The following is a 20,292-nucleotide window of genomic DNA, read 5'->3' on the forward strand; positions in this document are numbered from 1 at the left end:
TTGCTACCGTGGCGGCGTGGAAGGCAGGTCGACGACAGGTCAGTCAGGGCAGCCGGGACTGCGCGAGCGCAAGAAGCAGCGGACCCGCGCCGCGATCTCCGACGCCGCGATCCACCTGTTCCTGGAGCAAGGATTCGACGAGACCTCCGTGGCCCAGGTCGCCGAGGCGGCGGAGGTCTCCAGGCGCACCCTGTTCGCCTACTTCCCCTCCAAGGAAGACCTGGTCGTGCACCGCCTGGCCGACCACGAGACCGAGTCCGCCCGCGTCGTCCGGGCCCGCCCGACCGGCACGGCCCCGCTTGCCGCACTGCGCGCACACTTCCTCGACGGCCTCCGCGACCGCGACCCGATCACCGGCCTCAACGACCACCCCCAGGTGCGCCGGGTGCACCGGATGATCCTCGCGGCGCCCTCCCTGGTCGCCCGGATGGAGGGGTTCAGGGCAGGCGCCGAACGCGCACTCGCCGAGGCACTGCGGGAGACCGTGGAGGCGACGGAGTCGAGGGAGCTGACGGCGCGTCTGGCCGCCGTCCAGATCGTCGGTGTGCAGTGGACCCTGGCCTCCGAAAACGCCGACCGCCTCGCCTGCGGTGAATCCGCCGACACCCGCTACCCGGGCGCGGTCGCCGACGCGCAGCACGCCTTCGACCTCCTGGAGAACGGCCTGCGGCCACTGGTCTGAGAGCCGCGGCCCAAAGGCCGCCGCCGGCCCGCCGGCAGACCAGAGCGATCATGATGTACGTCCAAGGGGCGCGCGTGAGTGGCGGTCGCTGCTCATCGGCGCAAGGGTGGGATGTGCGGGCAGCAGCTGTTCAGTGCGCTCGGGCTGCTGCCCGCGAGCCGCCCGGCCCTGACCAGCCCTGGTGATCAGAGCGGTGAGCGGCTACGAGGCACCCGCGCCAAGGGACTCACCACCCCGGACAGCTGGTCGAACGCGTCCCGCAGCACCGGACGGTCCTGCGGTGCCGCTGTCACCAGCGTCTGTTCCAGCAGTTGGCGACGGCGCTGCCGTGTCGCTTCGAGCACACACCTTCCGGCACCGGTGAGGGAGAACGCGCCGGACGGGAGGCGACGTACCAGCGCCCGCTGCTCCAAGCGGCCGAGCAGCCGGGCCGCCCAGGACGCGCCGACGCGAAGGTCCCGGGCGATCCGGCCAGGTTCGGTCGGCTCGCCGTCCAGGACCAGCAGGACGCGCATCTGCTCTTCGGAAACCGAGGGGGCGACGTCCTCACGGGCTTGCTGCCACAACAGAATCATTGTTTCGGCGACGTGCTCGGCAGCAGAATTCGCCTCGGCACGTTCGGGTTCCACTGACATGGCTTTCCCCTTCCTCGATGCCGTTGATCAGCGGCTTACCCGTTCGGCGGTCCGTCAGCCCCGCTTTTGTGTTCGAAAACGCTGTGAGCTGGGACGGGAAGTAAATAGTATGGAGAGTCGGTGTGTCATCCGAGTGATGCCCCATTCGTTCAGGGGCCGGCCGGCATTTCCCCATTCCTCGATTTATCACCGAGGCAGCCGGCCATCATGGGCGCTCGGTCCTGCCGAATCCCGGAATGCGGCACGGCCGGATTCCGCCACGACGACCCCTTCGCCGGAGACTTTTGTCGGATGGTGGACTCGCGTGAAGCGGAGCCGCGTATGAGCCGTGCGGTTTCGGCGGCTGTCACCGACTGTGGCCGGCCACCGTGGCCCATCGCGGGTCGATGCGGCCCAGCCATGCGTCTTGATCGTCGGCCAGTGGCCGCTTCAGGGGAAGCGGGAGGAACCGGCAGGCGAAAGTGAGGCCGGCGTCGTCCCCGCGGCCGTCGACGTGGTGCTCCCACGCGTCGGGGGTGTCCGCGGGCGCCTGGAGGTGGAAGAAGCCGGTTCGTCGTGGCTGCCCCGTGGCGGGGTGGGGCTTGTCCTCCACGGTGATCTGCCGGATCACCGTGGCCGTCAGCAGACCGGTCTCCTCGGCGACCTCCCGAAGAACCGCGTCCTGTGGTCCTTCGCCCGGTTCTACTCCTCCCGCAGGAACCTGGGTGCCGGCCTCCGGCAGACCGACATGGTCGAACACCAGCAGCTCGGGGACGCCGCGGTGCCGGATCACGTACGCGGCGACGCGGACTCTCGGTCGGGCCATCCGGGCATTGTCCGCCATCGACGCCGTCGGAGCGGTGAACGGACGATGACGCACACGTCGCGGAGCCCCGCGCATGGCCCGCCTGGCACCGACGGCTCTACGCTCATCAGGGAACGTCCCGCCCTGCGGCTCCCGGCCGTATCGAAGCGCTGACCGGGCTCTTCACTCGCGCGCGTGTGGGCACGAGAACCAGATGGTGTTCGGAAAGGGAAATGCGCACGCATGGTCCTGAGACGCTTGAGCAGCGGAACGCCGCCCCTTTCAGGCTCGGTCGGTGGCAGCAGGCTGGAATCCCGTCCCGGCACGGCGGCGCCGCAGTCGCCGGCACCGAACGCGCGAAAAGGGCCGACCGCCGGTACTGTTCCACGACCGGGAGCCATCCGGCTTCCGGCAGCGCGCCGCACACAGTCCCCCTTCACGCCGTACGAAGTCTTGTCACCCGGACTCCGGGCCCACTGCGACAAGGGAGCCGATGGATCCCCTGAATGACGTCCTCGCCGTCCTGGACATGCGCAGCGCCCAGTTCGCGCGACTGGAGGCCGTAGGCGACTGGGCGATCTCCTTCCCCGGGTACCGGCACATCAAGCTGGGGGCGGTCCTGGACGGTGCCTGTTGGGTGGAAACCGAAGGGACACCGCCCGTCCGGATCGCCGAAGGCGACTGCTATCTGCTGGGGAACGGCCGTCCTTACCGCGTCGCCAGTGATCCGGCGGTGCCGGCCCGGCCGAGCAGTGAGATCTTCAGGGACTTCGTCGAGGGCGGCACCGTCAGAGTGGGGCCATCGGGCAGCAGTCCTGAAGCCGTCGTCGTCGGCTGCGGGTTCCACCTCGACTCCGCCAACGCGGCGGTCCTCGTCGACGTGCTGCCTCCCTTGGTGCACGTCCCCGCGGCCTCGGACGAGGCGGGCGCGATCCGTACCGCCTTGGACATGCTGCGCAGGGAGACAGCCACCCCGGAAATCGGCAGCGCCTTGATCGTCGAGCGGCTGGCCCACATCGTCCTCGCCCAGGTGCTGCGCAGCCACATCGCCGCGCAGGGCCCCACCGGCGGGGTGTGGCTGACCGCCCTGGCCGATCCCGGGATCGCCACCGCGCTCGCCGTCATCCATCAGGACCCCGCGCATCCGTGGACGGTCGCCGAACTGGCGGCCAGGGCGAGGATGTCACGCTCCCACTTCGCGGCCCGCTTCAGCGAACTCGTCGGCACTCCGCCCCTGGAGTACCTGGCCACCTGGCGCATCCGGGCGGCGGCACGTGAACTGCGCGCCGGGAACCGTACGATCGCGGCCATCGGCGCGCGGTACGGCTACGGCTCCCAGAGCGCCTTCAGCAATGCGTTCAAACGGGTCACCGGCATGGCCCCAGGTCACTACCGCAGGCAGGCCCGGTTGGCACCGTCCTCGTCCTGACCGGTGTGCGAGGTGGCGGTCGGGGTGTCCCGTTGCTCGGCCGGAGGGCCACGTCGCACGCGCGCCACAGCGGCCGGAAGCCCGAGTGCCTCCCGTACGCGGGCTTCCGGCCGGCACACCACGAGCACGCGCCGAACGCCGGTGCTCGACGGGCGAATGTCGCCTGGCAGGCCCTGGTGGTGCCCTAGTGGGCGATGCTGACGACAATCTTGCCGGCGGCGGTCCCGTCCGCCACCGCGGCATGCGCATCCGTGACGTCGGCGAGGCCGAACACGCGAGAGTCCAGCAGCGGCCGGAGGCGGCCGGAGTCGACCAGGGCGGTGACCTCGCGCAGGATCTCGCCATGGTGCTCGCGGCCGCGGCCGGTCAGCATCGGCGCCAGGGTGAAGACGCCGGAGTACGTGGCACCCCGGAAGGACAGTGGAGCGAGGCTGTGCGTTCCCCAGCCGAGCGAACTGAGCACGTGCCCGGTGTAGGCCCGCGCGACGGCGAAGGACGCGTCCAGGACCGGCCCGCCTACGGTGTCGTAGACGATGTCGAAGCCCTCGCCGCCGGTGAGGCGCGCGACGTACTCCTGAGGCGTCTCGGCGGTGTGGTCGATGGCGGTCGCCCCGAACTCCTCGACGGCCTTCAGGCGGTGCGGTGCCTCCGTGCCGAACACTTCGGCGCCACGTGCACGGGCGATCTGGAGGCCCACGTGACCGACGCCGCCGGCGCCGCCGTGCATGAGCACCTTCTGCCCCGCGTGCACCTGCGCCCTGTCGACCAGGCCCTCCCACGCGGTGATGGTCACCAGGGGCAGCGCGGCCGCCGCGCGCATGTCCAGAGACCTCGGCTTGGGCGCCAGCAGCCGGGCGTCGACCGCCGCGTACTGGGCGAGGGAGCCCTGCAGGTCGCCGACGCCGCCGGTCATACCGTAGACCTCGTCGCCGGGGGCGAACTCGCCGACGCCTTCGCCCACTTGCTCGACCACACCGGCCAGGTCGAGACCGAGCACCGCGGGAAGGGTGCGCTCGGCGTGGGCCGCCTGACCCGCAGCGATCTTGATGTCGAGTGGGTTGACCCCGCTCGCCTCGATCCGTACCAGCACCTGGCCGGGGCCGGCCGCGGGCTCGTCGATCTCCTTGAGCACCATCGGGGTGCCGAACTCTTCCAGGACTGCTGCACGCATGGTGCCACCTTCGGATGTGCGTTGCTGAATACACCTGACGGGTGCGTCCAGCAGTACTGGAGCTCCCTTAATCAGACAGACTAGTTCGTTCGATTAAGGGCGGCAAGTGGACTGGGTCACGGCTCGTCCAGGGGGGTCGGACGGTTCAGGAAGGCAGCCGAGGGCGGGACTTGGCCGTCACCCCGCGCCCGGACCCGGAAGCCGGCGGGGCTCACCAGGGTCAGGCGGTAGTGCGGCGCGCCGCACGGAGGGATGGGCTCGGCCTCGGCGCGTTCGACATGGACGTGCGGCAGGACGGCTCGGCACGGGGGAGTCACGGACGCAGAGGATGCAGGCGCTCGAACGGCAGGCGCCGCCGAGAGGAAATCGTTCCGGTGCCCGCACTCGGTGTGACGGTGCGGGCTGGGTGAGATGAGGCTGCTTAGGAGCCGAGGTGAAGGGCCCGGTCTCGACGACCGCGACCAGGTGATCGAGCTGTCGAGCGTCACCGGTGAAGCAGTCACCCGGCGGTGGGGGAGCCTTCCGCGGTGTGGGCATGGACCACCAGCTTCGCGGCTTCCTTCGCCTGGTCCACGACCGCACGGTCCTGCAGCAGGCGCCCCGAAGCCAGCGCGCCGTCGATGAGAAGACCGAGGTGCCGGGCCAGGCCGTCGGCGTTCTTGGCGCCGGCTCGTGAGCCGAGCTCCGTCAGCCACCCCTGGCGTCTCAGCACGTGCTGCTCGGTGACCGAGTGAGCCTCCGAACCGGGTTCGGCCTCCACCGCGGCGCTCACGAACGGGCAGCCGAAGAAGCCGTGGCGGTCGAAGGCGTCGGTGAGTGCGTCGAACAGACCCACCAGTTGGTCGCGGGGGTCGTCCCCAGCTCGTTGGGCGGCCTCCGACAACTGCGCCATCCAGGAGTCGTCGGTCCTGCGGAGATACTCCGCGACAAGTTGTTCCTTGGTGCGGAAGTGCGTATAGAGGGTGGACTTGGCCACCCCGGACACCTCGATGACCTGGTCGATGCCGACACCGCGCAGCCCGTGCGCGTAGAACAGCTCGCCCGCCGCGGTGAGAATCTTCTCCTCGGACTTGGTCTTGCGGATCTTGGTTGCCACGACCGACCCCTCCTTAATCAGACAGAAGGGTATGTCTTTTTAGGGTGGTCATCCAGGTGGTGATCCGGTGCACGCGGAGAGCGCACATGCAGCGGTTGCCCGAGGGCGAGCGACGCGCGGGCTCCACTGCCGAATGGCGGCTCCGGTGCCCACTGACGTGCCTGCCCGGCCCGTACCCGCGGTGCCGCGGTTCGGGTCAGTCGGTGAGCGACTGAACTGCGCCGGTCCGGGACGACTGCTTGACGGCCTCGAGCAGACGGTGCCGTTCGAGAGCGTGGTCGAAGCCCGGCACGGTGCGGCTTCCGTTCCGGAAGTCGGCGGCCAGAGCGGCGTACACCTGGACGACGTTGTGCGCCGGACCTGTGAGGCCGCGGGGAACCCCGGTGAAGTAGCGGTCCGGAATGTCGATCGGTGCGACGGTGGCGTCGGCGCCGCGACCGCCTTCCGGAAGCAGATCGACCACCTGCAGGTTCCGTTGATGCCGGAGGCCGTGAGCACCAGGTCGCCCTCGGCGCCGTTGATCTCCCAGCGCAGGTTGTCCGCGCGTGAGGAGGCTCCGCGGTAGAAGACCGAGGCGGCGCCCCCGTCCCGCAGCGTGCCCGTGACGGACACCTGATCCGGAGCGGTCACCGGAATCGTGACCCCCTCGTCCCTGAGGCGGACCTCCGTGCGGCCCCGGAGAAGGTTGGCGGACACCTTGTCGAAATCCCCGACGACGAAGTGCAGGGCGTCAAGGGCGTGCATCACGGGCACTTCCAGGGTCGTCGCGCCGCTCGCCTCGTCGAAGATGTATGCGTGCGCGCGGTCGGTCTCGCCGCCCCAGGCGACACCCGATCCGACCAACGTGGTGCCCAGGACCTTGCCCAGATAGCCGTCCGCGATCAGGTCGCGCGCGTGCCGGACGGCGGGTGCGAAGCGGCCTTGCAGGCCGATGGCGGGTGCTCAGGTACCCCGGAGGGAACCGTGGCCGGGACAGTCGCAGAAGAACGCCGCGCGGGCACGCAGGCCGGTACGTCGAACTGCCGGGGAGTCCCGGCCCCTCATCCGCAGCGTGCTGGAGCGGATCGGTGACAAGTGGAGCGTGGTCGTCGTGTGCCTGCTCGGCGAGTCCACGTACAGGTACAACGAACTGCGCCGACTGGCCCACCCGATCACGCAGCGGATGCTCAGCGTGACACTGCGCGGCCTGGAGCGGGACGGCCTGGTCAGCCGTACGGTGTACGCGACCGTTCCGCCGCGCGTCGATTACGCGCTGACCGAGCGCGGTCGGTCCCTGCTGGGGGTCGTCCGTGATCTGGCGACATGGGCCGACGGCCATAAGGAGGAGATCAGCGCGTCACGTGCGGCGTTCGACGCACGGGAGCAGTGATCTCTGCGCTTCGAACCTGCCCTGCCGCGGGCCGGAGTTCGGCGCGTTGAGCAGGCACAGCCCTGGTTCGGAGGGGGCACACACCTCGTCTGTCAGGACGGACCGCTGCCCGGCCGCCATGGAATGCCGGATCACGCACCGCGGGAGTCCGCCTTGTGCGTGTCTGCTCGCGGGTTCCGCAGTTCCATCCACACCGTCTTGCCCCGCCCATGGGGCGAACTGCCCCAAGCCGTGGCCAGACCGTCCACGATCACCAGACCCCGGCCGTGCTCGGCCCTGCTCTGTTCGGCTTCGTCCGAGACGCACATCGCCGATGGCAGCGGCGGATGGGCATCGGAGTCCAGAACCTCCAGCCGGACACGGTCGTCGTACTCCCGCATACGAACATCGACGGCGCTGTCGGCATGGATGAGAGCGTTGGTCACCGCTTCCGACGCGAGCACCTCCAGCGCGTCGGTGACCTCCGTCGTGTCCCACCGCCGCAGGCAGTCTCGGACGAACCGGCGTGCTGCGGCGACGCCCGCGAGGTCATGCCGCGGGATCTCCAACTGCTCGATCCGCCGGCTGGCTCCCGGAACACCGCCTTCGAAGCGGGCGAGCAGGAGGCTCAGGTCGTCGTGACCATCGGCCGCGGTCGCCACCAGCCGATCCGCGAGCTCCTCCAGGTCGCCGTCGGCGCCGGACAGAAGGTCCAGCGTCGACCGTGAGAACTCGCCGGTCCGCGCCCGGTAGATGCCGTCGGTGTACAGCATCAGCGTGGCGCCGGGGGGAACGACGGCGGAGGAGTTCGTCCCCGCGTACTCGGCGATTCCCATCGGCACACCTGCCACGACGTCCAGACATCGCAGCCGCCCGTCGGGGCCACGCAGCAGCGGCGCGGGATGGCCCGCCCGTGCGGTCTCGACGACCCCGTCCTCCAGGTTGAGGAAGCAGATACAGCATGTGGCGATGAGGTCGGTGTCCAGTGCGGAAAGGACACGCCCCGCCCTGGTGAGCACCGCCGCGGGATCGTGTCCCTCCTGGACGTACGCCATCACCGCGCTCCGCAACTGGCCCATGACGATGGCGCTGTCGGTACTGTGGCCCTCCACGTCCCCGACGATCAGTGCGACGCGTCCGTCGGACAACTGCAGCACGTCGTACCAGTCGCCCCCCAGTCCGGTCTCCGCCCGGGCGGGAACATAGCGAGCGGTGGTGACCACGCCCGGCAGCGCCGTGAGCGACCGTGGCAGCAGCGTCCGTTGCAGACTCTCCGCCAGGGTGTGTTCGTACGCCGCGAGCCTGGCTCGTTCCACCGCCGAGGCCAGGAGGTCCGCGAGCATCATCAGGGCGGCCTGCTCCTCGGCCGTCAGCGTGCGCTCCTCGGCGAACGTCAGGCAACAGATCCCGACGGGATGGAATCCGACACAGAGTGGCAGGAACGCCCAGCCGCGGACCGTGTCGTCCACGTCGTACGCGTCCGGGTAATGGCGCCGGAGTGCCGAGGCGCTGTCGAAGAACCGAGGAAAGTGGGTCAGGACGGCATCGGCCCAGGGGCTGCCGACCGCGAGGCGCGCTCCGTGCAACTGACGGATCAGGGAGGCGCCCGCACCACTGGTGCCCACGATCCACAGTCGCTCGTCGGTGATCTGACCCACGACCATTCCGTTCGCGCCGAACGGGTCCATGATGCGGGTCACTGCCGCGGAAGTGATCTCGTCCAGGCTCGTCAGCTGGGTCAACCGCGTGCTCAGGCTGTGCACCTGGTACATGAGGGACAGGCCCGCGGATCCAGGAGCGCCCGGCGCTCCCCAACCGGACGTCCGCGCCTCGATGTCGCTCTCGTCGTCCGGGCCCGCCACCAGGATCACGCTCGGGCCGGGCACCACGGCCACTCCCCGCGCTGCCAGTACGTCCAGGCGCGCGGCGAGGTGCTCCGCGACACCGGTGAGTGCGGCCCGCTGGGCAGGGCCCATTTCCCACCTCTGGTCCGGGGCCAGGGGGTAGATGAGCGTCAGCGCTCCATACCGGTCACCGCTGCCGGACTCCAGGGGCGCGGAGGCAGCGGAGTAGGGGAACGGGATCAGACGGGGTGGTTCTGTGCCTCCCGGTTTCGGGGCCGGGGCGCCGGTGACCGTGAATTCGCCGGTCCGCCACGCCGTGGCGGAGGCATGGCCGGCGTCGTCGGGCATGGCGTCGGGCATCCCGAACAGGAAGGGCACCGAACCATGGACCGCTGCCGCCTTCAGTTGCGACTGCCGTGGTTCGGCCAGGTAGACGATGGCGGCGAGGACCCCGGGCATGGCCAGCGCCTGCGACAAGGGTGCGACCAGCACGTCACGGAGCTCCGTCGTGACGACTGGCGCGTCCTGGAGGTTTTGCGGCTCTTCCGGAAGGTTTCTCATGGCGCCTTCCGCCCTGTCGTCGTGCCCACGCGACGACGCGTTGCCTGGGTCAGGCGGTGCCCCTCCGCGGTGGGGGCGAGTACCTCATGCCACCGACACTACCTCCGCCCGCCTCACCCCGCCGTGCGGATCGCGCGGGCTCGAGGCCGCCGTCACGCGGGCGGGCCGGCCCTGACGGGCGCTGCTCAGCTCACGGTGAGGTCGCCCGTCCGGTTCGCGTGTCGCCACCCGCGAGCATCCGGTTCACGGCATTGCCGAGGCAGCGGCCGGCCCCGTCACACGGCGACATCGACCACCACCTTGCCCTCGGCTGTTCCGCTCTCCACGAGACGGTGGGCGTCGGCGACGGTGTCCAGCGTGAAGTGACGGGCATCCACGATCGGCTTCAGCCCACCCTGGTCGGCGAGTTCCGCGGCTCTCGCCAAGATCTCCCCGTGGTGGTCCCGCCCATGTCCGGTCAGCATGGGCAGAAGACTGAAGACGCCGGAGTACGTCGCCCCGCGGAACGACAGCGGCGCGAGGCTGTGGGTGCCCCAGCCGAGCGCGCTCACCACGTGACCGGTGTGGACGCGAACCGCGGTGAAGGACGCGTCCAGCGTCGCGCCGCCGACAGTGTCGAAGACGACGTCGAAGCCCTCGCCGCCGGTGTGCGCGGCGACGTACTCGGGGACGTCGGTGGAGGTGTGGTAGATCGGCGTGGCCCCCAGCCCCTCGATCGCCGCCAGGCTGGCGGGCGAGCCGGTGGCGAACACCTCGGCGCCGCGTGCACGGGCGATCTGGATCGCCACATGGCCGATGCCACCGGCACCGCCATGCACGAGGACCTTGTCCCCCGCGCCCACGTCGGCGCGGTCCACGAGCCCCTCCCATGCGGTGATGACGACCAGCGGCAGAGCCGCGGCCTCGCGCGGTGTCAGCGCGGCCGGCTTGTGCGCCAGCAGCCGGGCGTCCACTGCCGCGTACTCGGCCAGGGAACCCTGGAGGTCGCCGACCCCGCCGGTGAGGCCGTACACCTCGTCTCCGGGGGAGAACCCACTGACGCCGTCACCCACTGCCTCGACCACACCGGCGAGGTCGAGGCCCAGCACGGCGGGCAGGACCCGCTCGGCGTGGGCCGCCCTCCCGGTCCGGATCTTGATGTCCAGCGGGTTCACACCGCTCGCGGCCGTTCTCACCAGCACCTGGCCGGGCCCGGCCGCCGGGGTCTCGATCTCCGCCGGTTCCAACGGCGTGTCGTACTGCTTCAGGAGGAGAGCACGCATGAAGGCTCCTTGGTCCCGTGCGCGCGGGGAGAAAACGGGCACCGCGCTCCCGCCCAAGTCTGCCCTCACTTCCGGGGTCGGCAAGCGGGCGAACGGCCGGTTCGGAAACGTCAGAGCGCCACCGTGTCCTTTCATCCCGGCATGAGATGCGCGGCGGGTGGCGGGTCGACCGCTCGGGAGCCCCGAGACGACGGGGTCCGTCCGCAGGCCGTCAATGCCTCAAGGGCGGGGCGAGCTTCCTGCCGCCCCACCGACCCCGTTGCGCCGACCGGCTCGTCGTCACTCCGAGGCGATCCGCACCACGGACTTGCCCGCAGGCGGCGCTGCTTGCCCGGAGATCATCGCGGGCACGTCCTGGAAGTCGTACACCTGGCCCACCGGCGTCGTGATCGCCCTCTCACTCGCCAGGTCCGCCAGGTGCTTCCAGACGGCGGCCTCCCACAAGCCGACCCTTGTTCGATATCTCGAAACGGTTGGCCGCTCCACTCGCACAGCAGGTACTGCCGGGTCACATCCGCCGCAACGGCCGAGCTGCAAGGAGTACTACGCGTGTCTATATGTCATGTCCGCAACAACCCCGCTTCCGTCGTTGCGCGCTGACGTTTGCAGTGCTCGCCGAGTCGACGGCAGACGGCGTTCCTGACCTGCTGTCAGCCGTGGTGCCCACGGACCGCTTTGATCCGCACCTCACCGACAGTCCGGACAGCCTCCGACGCGGCTGACCGGAACCGATCACTCAAGAATGAAGAGGCCTCATGCGCAGAGAAAGTGTCAGCCGCAGACGCCTGTCCGCGGTGCTCGCCGCGGCGATCGCGGCCGTGGTCACGTTGGCGGCGACGCTCGTCGCCGGCCCGGCTCAGGCGGCCACCAGCGGCGCCGTGCGCGGTGTTGGCTCCGGCCGATGTCTCGATGTGCCGAACGCCAGCCAGAACGACGGCACGTATCTGCAGATCTGGGACTGCTCGGGCAGGACCAACCAGCAGTGGACGTTGACGGACAGCAATCAGTTGACCGTTTACGGAAACAAGTGCCTGGATGTTCCGGGTCACGCCACCACCGCCGGTACCCGGGTACAGATCTGGACCTGCAGCGGCGGTGCGAACCAGCAGTGGCGGGTCAACTCCGACGGCACGATCGTCGGCGTGGAGTCCGGGCTGTGCCTGGACGTCACGGGCGCCGGAACGGCCAACGGCACGGCGGTGGAGATCTGGACGTGCAACGGCGGCAGCAACCAGAAGTGGACCGGCCTGTCCGGGACGTCCAACCCGCCCGGCGGCGGCACGTGTTCTCTGCCGTCGACGTACCGGTGGACGTCGACGGGTGCGTTGGCGCAGCCGGCGAACGGGTGGGTGGCGCTGAAGGACTTCACCAACGTGGTGTACAACGGCAAGCACCTGGTCTACGCGTCGAACGTGTCGGGATCGTCGTACGGCTCGATGATGTTCAGCCCCTTCACCGACTGGTCGGACATGGCGTCGGCCGGTCAGACCGGGATGAGCCAGGCCGCGGTGGCGCCCACGCTGTTCTACTTCGCGCCCAAGAACATCTGGGTGCTGGCGTACCAATGGGGTTCGTGGCCCTTCATCTACCGCACGTCGAGCGATCCCACCAACCCCAACGGCTGGTCCGCGCCGCAGCCGCTGTTCACCGGGAGCATCTCCAACTCCGGCACCGGCCCCATCGATCAGACGCTGATCGGTGACGGCCAGAACATGTACCTGTTCTTCGCCGGTGACAACGGCAAGATCTACCGGGCGAGCATGCCGATCGGGAACTTCCCGGGCAACTTCGGCACGTCGTACACGACGGTCATGAGCGACTCGACGAACAACCTGTTCGAGGGGGTGCAGGTCTACAAGGTGCAGGGCCAGAACCAGTACCTCGTGATTGTCGAGGCCATGGGTGCGAACGGGCGCTACTTCCGCTCGTTCACGGCCTCGAACCTGAGCGGTTCGTGGACCCCGCAGGCCGCAAGCGAGAGCAACCCCTTCGCGGGCAAGGCCAACAGCGGTGCCACCTGGACCAACGACATCAGCCACGGTGACCTGGTCCGCGACAACCCCGACCAGACCATGACCATCGATCCCTGCCACCTGCAGTTCCTCTACCAGGGCAAGTCCCCCGACGCGAGCAGTAGTTACGACCAGCTGCCGTGGCGGCCGGGCGTCCTCACCCTGCAGCGCTGATCCACCACCGAGGCCGGCCCGAGACGACGCGGGCCGGCCTTCCACTCGGCGGCGTGCTCCTCAAACCGCGCCGCCCACTTTTCAGGGGCCCCGGTCGCGTGCGCCCCATGCGCGGCGGTCATGACCGTGTTCGTTGACGGCCCACGTGTCCCGGCCGATGGTCCCGGCCCGACGTGCCGGAGGTGTCAGTGCGCTGCCGAACGCAACCGCGCGACCAGGGCGGCGGCCTCCGACTCCCCGCCCCGCGGCGCATCGGGCCACTCGTCGACCCGGTCCCACCAGTACTCACGCGGGGTTCCCGGATAGCGGGGGAGAAGGTGAACGTGCAGGTGGGGAACGTTGTCTCCGATGACGGCGGCGTACACATGCTCGGCCCCGGCCACTTCGCGGAGTCCGCGCGCCGCACGGGCGCACCAGTGCCCCACCCGTTGTGCCTCCACGTCCGTGAGATCAGCCAGACCCGGAGCGTGCCGACGTGGCTCGACGAGCAGGTGGCCCAGGTAGAGCGTCGCCGAGCCTCCTGGTGCTCTCGGCGACAGGTGCGAGACGACCACGAGTTCGTCCTGCCACACCGGGCCGCCCGGCATCCAGGACTCATGGTGCTTGCCGCAGACGAAGCAGTCCGTCGTCGCGCGCTCATGTGTCATGACCGGCATGATGCCCGCTCCGGAGGCGGACCGCCGGGGATTCGACCCTGGACGCCATGCGGAGGTGCCGACTGGAGCCGAGGCTCAGGGGCGGTGCAGACCCCATGTCTGCAGGGCGTAGGGCCGTCCCTTCTCCTCACCCTTGATCAGGGGCACGTCGAGCAGCCTGAAGCCCGCCTTGGTGGCCACGGCGACGCTGGCGGAGTTCTCGGCCTCCAGCTCCAGGATCACCTGCTCGGCGCCCAGCTGCTCGAAGGCGTACGTGGCCATCACCCGCACCGCCCGCGCCGCCAGACCCTGACCGCGGTGGGCCGGGCCGACCGCGTAACCGAGCTCCGTGCCCTCGAGGGCACGCCGAAGCATCACCTCGCCGAGCGGTGCGCCGCCGTCGACGGTGATGGCGAGCAGGACGGCCGTGCCCTCCGCCCGAAGCTGCCGGGCCCGGTCCAGGCGCGCACGCGCCGCCGCTTCGTCGAAGGGGGACACGATCGGTGTCCAGTACGCGATGTCGGGGTGGTCGAACAGCTCCGGCATCGCGGCCAGGTCCGCCTCCGTCCAGTCACGCAGGACGAGACCCTCCCCCGAGAGCTCGATCCGCTCGGGAAAGGACGACGTGGTGCTGCTCATGCGGCGGGACCTCCCTGGTCTGGTCGGGACGAGGCAGGATAGCCGGGGCCGGGCAGAGGCTCACCGGTGTTTTTTCGTGGCCCGTCCGACGCCAGGTTGTGCGGTCGGCGGCGACCGACACCGTCATGTGCCTGGGCGACCCCGTCCGCCGGTGGCCGCCGCACGCCGCTCGAGCCTGCGGAGCGCGATCTCGCCCCACTGGATGTTCTCCCGTTCGAAGGCCATGCCGCGCAGCAGCGTCAGGTACGGCCCGACCCGTTCGGCCTCGGCGAAGTACGCATCCTCCGTGCGCCCGTCCAAGAGGCGTTCCCGCAGACGTTCGTAACGCGCGAGCTTGGCCGTGGCCCACTCCAGGCGCTCGCTGATCGCCGCGCGTACGGCCGCGATGTCGCCGACGTCCGCGCATTGCACCTTCACCAGCAGCTCGTCCCGGATGGTCGTCGGCCTGCCCGGGGGTTCGGCCACGTAGGCGCGTACGGCCTCCATTCCGGCTTCGGTGAGGGAGAAGAGCCGCTTGTTCGGCCGGCGCTCCTGCTCGACGACCCGGGCGGTGATGAGCCCCTCGCTCGCCATGCGCTCCAGTTCCCGGTAGAGCTGCTGAGGGGTGGCCATCCAGAAGTTCGCGACGGAGGCGTCGAACCCCTTGGCCAGGTCGTAGCCGGACGCCTCTCCTTCGAGGAGCGCGGCCATCACCGCGTTGCGCAATGCCATGTCGGCAGGCTATCGCGTCGTTGACTATTCACGGATGTGACCAGTGGCGACCTGCCCTGATGCGCGGCCGTCTCGCGGTGAGGGGTCGACAACGCGCACGGCTCGGACATAGCATCCGATGCACTTATTCAAAAAATTGAGTAGAGGTGATGAGTCCGTGCACCCCTTCCGCAAGGCCGTCGAGACCCGGGACCACGCCGCTCTGGAGGCCCTGCTCGCCGAGGACGTCGTGTTCACCAGCCCGGTCGCGTTCAAGCCGTACTCGGGCAGGGCGATCACCGCCGCGATCCTTCGCGGCGTGTCCCGCGTCTTCGAGGACTTCACGTACGTACGGGAGATCGCGAACGCCGACGGCCGCGACCATGCCTTCGTCTTCGCCGCCACCGTCGACGGCAGGCAGATCCAGGGCTGCGACTTCCTCCACTTCGACGAGGAGGGGAAGATCGACGACTTCCTGGTCATGATCCGTCCGCTCTCCGCCGCCAAGGCGCTCGCCGAGGCCATGGGCGCCCAGTTCGACCGGATCGCCCAGGAGGCGGGCGGGCGGTGACCGACACCCGCCTGTGCACGCGGGCCGCTCCGTGGCTGTGCGTGCGGGACGTGGGGACAGCCGCGACGGATAGAAGGGGGGTGAGCGATCTGCGTGCCTGAGGGCCGGGCCGGCCGCGGCGGCCGGACCGCAGTGCGACGGCCTGCCGGCCGGCCCTGCCGAGGATCTTCACCCGCACCTCGCACGGCCGACACCGAACCACCGGAGAACCGCCATGCTCCCGGGACTCCCCGCGGATGGCTGCTACCGGAAAGATCCTCCAGAGGGAAGTGGCACGGGGAACCCAGCAGGGAGCCGTTCGTGCCCGCGAGCAATCCGCTTGACCGGGAGGACCGTTGACGGACGCGGACGAGCGCTCTGGACCACCGGCCGGCTCGCACGCGCCGGTCGGGATGGGGCGCCGCAGATTCCTCGGCTACGTGCTGGCCGCCTCGACGCTGACGGTGGCCGCCGAACTCGGCGAGACGGCGCTGGCACCGGACGAGGCGGAAGCCGTCGTACCGTCCCTGCCGGGGCCCGCGGAGATCTACGACCTCAACGACATGCTCACGCATGCGGCAGTGCCGACGGCGAACCTGATCACCATCCGGATCGACCCGGACGGCACGGCCTCCTTCGCGCTGCCCCGGGCCGAGGTGGGGCAGGGGATCAGCACCTCCAGCGCGATGCTGATCGCCGAGGAGCTCGACCTGCCGCTGGAGCGGATCCGGGTCACCCTGGCCGATGCGCGGCCCGAGCTGCTGTTCAACCAGCTCACCGGCGGATCCAACACCACGATCTCGACCTTCACGCCGATCCGGGTCGCGGCCGCCGTCGCCCGGGGCCGGCTGCTGAAGGCGGCCGCCCTGGAACTCGGGGTGGCCCTGGACACCCTGACCGCCAAGGCCGGTGTCATCACCTCCACGGCGACCGGAAGCTCACTGACCTACGGCGAACTGGCGGCGAAAGCCGCGTCCATGACGACCAGTCAGGAGTCGGTCACCCTCAAGGGCCCTGGCGACTTCCAGGTCATCGGCACCGCCCGAAGCCGTGTCGACGCCCGCGACGCGGTGACCGGGCGCAAGCGGTTCGCGATGGACCTGCGGGTCCCGGGCGCCCTGCCGGCCATGGTGTGCCGGCCGCCGACGATCAACGGCGCGGTCCGCTCGGTGGTCAACCTGGCGGAGGTGCGGGCGATGCCCGGCATCACCCACGTCGTGACGGTGTCCACCGGAGTCGCCGTCCGCGGCCGTACGTTCGGCCAGTGCATCGACGCCGTGCGCGCGCTGAAGGTCTCGTGGGGGCCGGGGAGCGCGGAGGGCGCCTCGGACGCCACGATCCGTGACGAACTCCGCCGCGCCGAACTTCCTCTTCCCTCCGTGAATCTGCTGACGAAGTCGGTGGACGCCCGTTTCACGTTCCACTTCGCCAGCAACAGTGCGCTGGAGACGAACTGCGCGATCGCCGACGTGCGCGAGGACTCGGCGGAGATCTGGGCGAGCCTGAAGTCCCCGGTCGTCGCGCAGGAGCAGATCGCGCTGCAGCTCGGGCTTCCCGTCTCCGCGGTGAAGGTGCATGTCACGGAGGGCGGCGGCTCCTTCGGCCGCAAGCTCTTCCACGACGCCGCCGCCGAGGCCGCCGAGATCTCCAAGGCGATGGGCGAGCCGGTCAAGGTGATGTGGCACCGCACCGACGACTTCCGGCAGGGCCGTGCCCATCCGATGGCCACCTCGCGGGTACGTGCCACCTACGCGCTGGGCAACGTGCTCACCTTCGACCAACGGCACACCTCCGTCGCCACCGACTTCGGTCACGGGGTGGGCGAGATCATCACCTCCGAGGCGGCCCGGCTGCCCGTCGGTGACCTCACCTTCTCGGAGACGATCTTCGCGCTGACCCAGCAGACCCCGTACAACTTCGGCGTCGCGTCGCAGTTGCTGAACGAGACCGACAAGGGGTTCAACACCGGCTCCATGCGCAACATCTACTCGCCCAACGTGCGGTGCGCGCAGGAGCTGGTCGTGGACGAGCTGGCCAGGCGGATGGGGAAGGATCCCTACGGCTTCCGCCGCTCCTTCGTGAAGGACGACCGGGCCCGAGCCGTGCTGGACAAGGTCGCCGAGATCGGCGACTGGGGCAGAAGCATGCCTGCCGGAACGGCGCAGGGGATCGCCCTCCACCCCGAGTACCACTCCTGCGTCGCCGTCCTGGCCGAGATCGACTGCCGGCCGGAGACCACCGGCCGCAAGATCCGCGACGCCTGCACCGGCCCGCGCGTCACCAAGGTCGTGTGCGCCGTCGACGTGGGCCTGGCCGTCAACCCTCGCGGCCTCGAGGCGCAGATGATGGGCGGCATCATGGACGGCATCGCCATCACCCTCAGCTCCAGCCTCCACCTCGACGACGGACGGTTCCTGGAGGGCAGCTGGGACGAGTACTTCTACACCCGCCAGTGGAACACCCCGCCCGAGCTGAAGATCGTTGTCATGCCACCCACCACCGGACAGCCCGGCGGAGCGGGAGAGCTGGGCGTCCCCGCCACATCGGCCGCCGTGGCCTGCGCCTACGGCCGTGCCACCGGCATCATGCCGACGACCTTCCCGATCAACCACGACGGTCCCCTCGGCTTCGAGCCGCTGCCCACCACCCCGCCGATCCCCGCGTCGCCCACCGACGGCCTCGACCGCGCCTACTAGGAGCCACCGTGCCCGAACACAGCTTCATCCTCAACGGCGAGCGGGTGACGGTCGACATCGAGGACGACGTCCGCCTGCTCTGGGTGCTGCGCGACGTCCTCGGCGTGACCGGACCGAAGTACGGCTGCGGTCTGGGTGTGTGCCAGGCCTGCACCAGCCACATCAACGGCCGGGCGTTCAACCCGTGTTCGGTACCGGTGAAGGACATCGGCGCGGACGACGAGATCACCACCGTCGAGGGGCTGCCCGCCACCGTGGGCAGGGAACTGCATCCGATGCAGGAGGCCTGGCTGGAGTACGACGTCGCCCAGTGCGGCTACTGCCAGCCCGGGCAGATCATGGCGGCCGTCGCCAAGGTCCGCCAGGTCCGGGAGGAGGGCAGGGAGATCAGCGAGGCCGACCTGGACGAGATCCGCAACGTCTGCCGGTGCGGCACCTACCACCGCATCCGCGAGGCGATCCGGGCCGGCGCGAAGAAGTACTGAGACGCCGGGCCGGGGCTCGCCCCGGCAGGTGCGCCGGTGCGCCCCGAGGGCAGGGCCTTGGCCGGGACGACCGTCGCCCCCGCCTGCCGGCCGGTGCGGACCGTGACCAACGTCTCTCGCACTCGGAGCAGAATTCCCACCCGATCCTTGCTATTTCTTGTGTCCGGCTGGGGAACCGGCACAGCCACCGCGCGCGGTCAAAGAAATGAGGCCCGGCAGCAGCCGAGCGTAGGCCTGAAACGGCGGTTCCCAGCCCACTCACTTCCCGGACTCCTGGCGTCCGGGCCGGCTCACCACGGCGCGTCACGGACGCGTCGCCCGTCCGGCTCGGTCAGGACCGGGTGGTACGTATGCCCGCCCCGCCGACCGGTCTTTTCGGATGTCGCACGGGGCCGACCGATGGCGTCGTACCGCCGCATCCCTGAGACCGCCGTGTGTCAGCCGCCGTTCATCGGCTGACACACGAGCGTTGAATCGGACTGTCGGCCGCCGATAGAGTGCAACGCGCGTCACATCCCTTCCCTTGTGCCCTGGGAGGACCTCGGTGGAACGGGACCGGCCGCTGGCGGTGACACTCGACAGGCTGCTCGAGGCGCTCGTTCAGGAGCGAGGTCCGCGGCGGTCCGCGGCGCTCGACCTCGAGAAGCCGGCCACTCGGACCTCCTCGCCGGAAGACATCGCCCGCACGCCGCACGACGGCCGTGAAGCGCCACCCGACGCCGTCGACGAGCGGGTCCGGGCACGTGTGAAAACGCTGGCGGCCGCCGGCCTGGCCCGCATGTGCCGGCGCACGACCGACCTGGTCGGCGGCTTTTCCCAGCATCTCGAGGTCTCGGCATCCGTGGGCCGGCAGGTGCGCTCGGGCGACATGGTCCCCAGCGCGGCATGCGCTGCCCCGGAACGACGCAACGTGTGCGACGCGACTCGAAGGCACCGCTCGAACTCGACGACTACGAAGTGGACCAGTGAATACGAGACCCAGGGTGATGCGGCGGCTCAGTGCTCGGCTCGCCGGCAGCCTCCAGCCGTCGGCCACCGACGATCTCTTCCTGGCCGTAGGCGCTGCCCTGACCCAGGTGCGGGGACGTCCGGTGCGACTGTGCAAGGCGGTGTTTCCGCCCCTGACAGCCAGCGGCTTATGGGTGGACCGCACCGGCCACGATCTGATCGTCGTCGAGGAGAACACGCGTCCCGATCACCAGTTGGTGATCATCGGCCACGAAGCGTGGCACATGTTCCAGGGGCACGGCACGAGCCTCTTCGAGCAGGGCCACGCAGCCTTGCGGATCGGCAGGAAGGAGGCGGCAGGCGTGCTGGCGGATCTCCTGGTCGCGCTTCCCGAAGCCGCCGACGCGGATCTGTCTCCGCACGCCCCCATGGATGCCGCGCTCCACTTCGCGGCGCGCAGTGACGGTTACAGGGCGCACGAGGAGTACGAGGCGGACCACTTCGGTTTCCGGTTCGCCACAGACATGCGGGCCGCTCTCGACGACGCCCGTGCAGAGACTGGACCGCCTGACCCCGCGGCCCGGATACAGGCTTCCCTGGCGCATCGCTTCCGCCGCGGCTGACGATCACAGCCGCCCGCGTCGCACCGAG

General features: G+C 69.9%; 19 protein-coding genes and 1 pseudogene. 8 read left to right on the top strand and 12 right to left on the bottom strand.

Annotated elements, in window-relative coordinates:
• The first annotated feature begins 16 nt into the window (after positions 1-16).
• Entirely contained in the window at positions 17-682 is a 666-nt protein-coding gene (locus ACWDUZ_RS15690) for a TetR family transcriptional regulator (protein WP_451632351.1), read from the top strand.
• A gap of 185 nt (positions 683-867) precedes the next feature.
• On the opposite strand, the gene ACWDUZ_RS15695 is transcribed toward ACWDUZ_RS15690, so the two are convergent.
• Both ACWDUZ_RS15695 and ACWDUZ_RS15700 read right to left on the bottom strand, forming a co-directional pair.
• Entirely contained in the window at positions 868-1,317 is a 450-nt protein-coding gene (locus tag ACWDUZ_RS15695; protein ID WP_451632352.1) for a hypothetical protein, read from the bottom strand.
• 346 nt (positions 1,318-1,663) lie between these two features.
• The gene (locus ACWDUZ_RS15700; protein ID WP_451632353.1) at positions 1,664-2,122 is read right to left on the bottom strand and encodes an NUDIX hydrolase; all 459 of its coding nucleotides are present in this window, start codon (positions 2,120-2,122) and stop codon (positions 1,664-1,666) included.
• A gap of 472 nt (positions 2,123-2,594) precedes the next feature.
• Between ACWDUZ_RS15700 and ACWDUZ_RS15705 the strand changes: the two genes are divergently transcribed.
• Positions 2,595-3,530, top strand: a complete 936-nt coding sequence (locus ACWDUZ_RS15705; RefSeq protein ID WP_451632354.1) for an AraC family transcriptional regulator — start codon at positions 2,595-2,597, stop codon at positions 3,528-3,530.
• Between the two features lie 184 nt (positions 3,531-3,714).
• Here the strand turns inward: ACWDUZ_RS15705 and ACWDUZ_RS15710 are convergent, their stop codons facing one another.
• From ACWDUZ_RS15710 to ACWDUZ_RS15725, 4 genes and pseudogenes are all read right to left on the bottom strand, one after another.
• Positions 3,715-4,701, bottom strand: coding sequence for a zinc-dependent alcohol dehydrogenase family protein (locus ACWDUZ_RS15710; RefSeq protein ID WP_451632355.1), 987 nt, complete (start codon positions 4,699-4,701; stop codon positions 3,715-3,717).
• Between the two features lie 499 nt (positions 4,702-5,200).
• Positions 5,201-5,797, bottom strand: a complete 597-nt coding sequence (locus ACWDUZ_RS15715) for a TetR/AcrR family transcriptional regulator (RefSeq protein ID WP_451632356.1) — start codon at positions 5,795-5,797, stop codon at positions 5,201-5,203.
• Positions 5,798-5,993: 196 nt separating this feature from the next.
• Entirely contained in the window at positions 5,994-6,260 is a 267-nt protein-coding gene (locus ACWDUZ_RS15720) for a hypothetical protein (protein ID WP_451632357.1), read from the bottom strand.
• Positions 6,261-6,298: 38 nt separating this feature from the next.
• Positions 6,299-6,730, bottom strand: a pseudogene (locus tag ACWDUZ_RS15725) (Gfo/Idh/MocA family protein); the annotation flags it as partial.
• Positions 6,731-6,848: 118 nt separating this feature from the next.
• Between ACWDUZ_RS15725 and ACWDUZ_RS15730 the strand changes: the two are divergent.
• Positions 6,849-7,166: a winged helix-turn-helix transcriptional regulator gene (locus ACWDUZ_RS15730; RefSeq protein WP_451632358.1), complete on the top strand. Its 318-nt coding sequence runs from the start codon at positions 6,849-6,851 to the stop codon at positions 7,164-7,166.
• Between the two features lie 131 nt (positions 7,167-7,297).
• Here the strand turns inward: ACWDUZ_RS15730 and ACWDUZ_RS15735 are convergent, their stop codons facing one another.
• From ACWDUZ_RS15735 to ACWDUZ_RS15745, 3 genes are all read right to left on the bottom strand, one after another.
• The gene (locus tag ACWDUZ_RS15735; RefSeq protein ID WP_451632359.1) at positions 7,298-9,481 is read right to left on the bottom strand and encodes an ATP-binding SpoIIE family protein phosphatase; all 2,184 of its coding nucleotides are present in this window, start codon (positions 9,479-9,481) and stop codon (positions 7,298-7,300) included.
• Positions 9,482-9,825: 344 nt separating this feature from the next.
• A complete protein-coding gene (locus tag ACWDUZ_RS15740; protein WP_451632360.1) occupies positions 9,826-10,812 on the bottom strand; it encodes a zinc-dependent alcohol dehydrogenase family protein in 987 nt (328 codons plus the stop codon).
• 279 nt (positions 10,813-11,091) lie between these two features.
• Positions 11,092-11,256 carry a hypothetical protein gene (locus tag ACWDUZ_RS15745; RefSeq protein WP_451632361.1) on the bottom strand — a complete coding sequence of 55 codons (165 nt, stop codon included), beginning with the start codon at positions 11,254-11,256 and terminating at the stop codon, positions 11,092-11,094.
• Between the two features lie 311 nt (positions 11,257-11,567).
• Here ACWDUZ_RS15745 and ACWDUZ_RS15750 point away from each other — a divergent pair, with 311 nt between their 5' ends.
• Positions 11,568-12,998, top strand: coding sequence for a non-reducing end alpha-L-arabinofuranosidase family hydrolase (locus ACWDUZ_RS15750; protein ID WP_451632362.1), 1,431 nt, complete (start codon positions 11,568-11,570; stop codon positions 12,996-12,998).
• Between the two features lie 185 nt (positions 12,999-13,183).
• On the opposite strand, the gene ACWDUZ_RS15755 is transcribed toward ACWDUZ_RS15750, so the two are convergent.
• From ACWDUZ_RS15755 to ACWDUZ_RS15765, 3 genes are all read right to left on the bottom strand, one after another.
• Positions 13,184-13,645, bottom strand: a complete 462-nt coding sequence (locus ACWDUZ_RS15755; protein WP_451632363.1) for an HIT family protein — start codon at positions 13,643-13,645, stop codon at positions 13,184-13,186.
• Between the two features lie 84 nt (positions 13,646-13,729).
• Entirely contained in the window at positions 13,730-14,272 is a 543-nt protein-coding gene (locus tag ACWDUZ_RS15760) for a GNAT family N-acetyltransferase (RefSeq protein ID WP_451632364.1), read from the bottom strand.
• Positions 14,273-14,395: 123 nt separating this feature from the next.
• On the bottom strand, positions 14,396-14,983 hold the full coding sequence (locus ACWDUZ_RS15765) for a PadR family transcriptional regulator (RefSeq protein WP_451632365.1): 588 nt from the start codon (positions 14,981-14,983) through the stop codon (positions 14,396-14,398).
• A gap of 157 nt (positions 14,984-15,140) precedes the next feature.
• On the opposite strand from ACWDUZ_RS15765, the gene ACWDUZ_RS15770 reads away from it, so the two are divergent.
• From ACWDUZ_RS15770 to ACWDUZ_RS15785, 4 genes are all read left to right on the top strand, one after another.
• Positions 15,141-15,533, top strand: coding sequence for a nuclear transport factor 2 family protein (locus ACWDUZ_RS15770; protein WP_451632366.1), 393 nt, complete (start codon positions 15,141-15,143; stop codon positions 15,531-15,533).
• Positions 15,534-15,925: 392 nt separating this feature from the next.
• Positions 15,926-18,208, top strand: coding sequence for a molybdopterin cofactor-binding domain-containing protein (locus ACWDUZ_RS15775; RefSeq protein ID WP_451632429.1), 2,283 nt, complete (start codon positions 15,926-15,928; stop codon positions 18,206-18,208).
• An 8-nt stretch (positions 18,209-18,216) separates the two neighbouring features.
• Positions 18,217-18,693 (top strand): (2Fe-2S)-binding protein, encoded by a 477-nt coding sequence (locus ACWDUZ_RS15780; protein WP_451632367.1) that lies wholly within the window; start codon positions 18,217-18,219, stop codon positions 18,691-18,693.
• A 986-nt stretch (positions 18,694-19,679) separates the two neighbouring features.
• Positions 19,680-20,264 (top strand): toxin-antitoxin system, toxin component, encoded by a 585-nt coding sequence (locus tag ACWDUZ_RS15785; protein WP_451632368.1) that lies wholly within the window; start codon positions 19,680-19,682, stop codon positions 20,262-20,264.
• The last annotated feature ends 28 nt before the right edge of the window (positions 20,265-20,292 follow it).

This window comes from Streptomyces sp. NPDC003393, assembly GCF_053589015.1.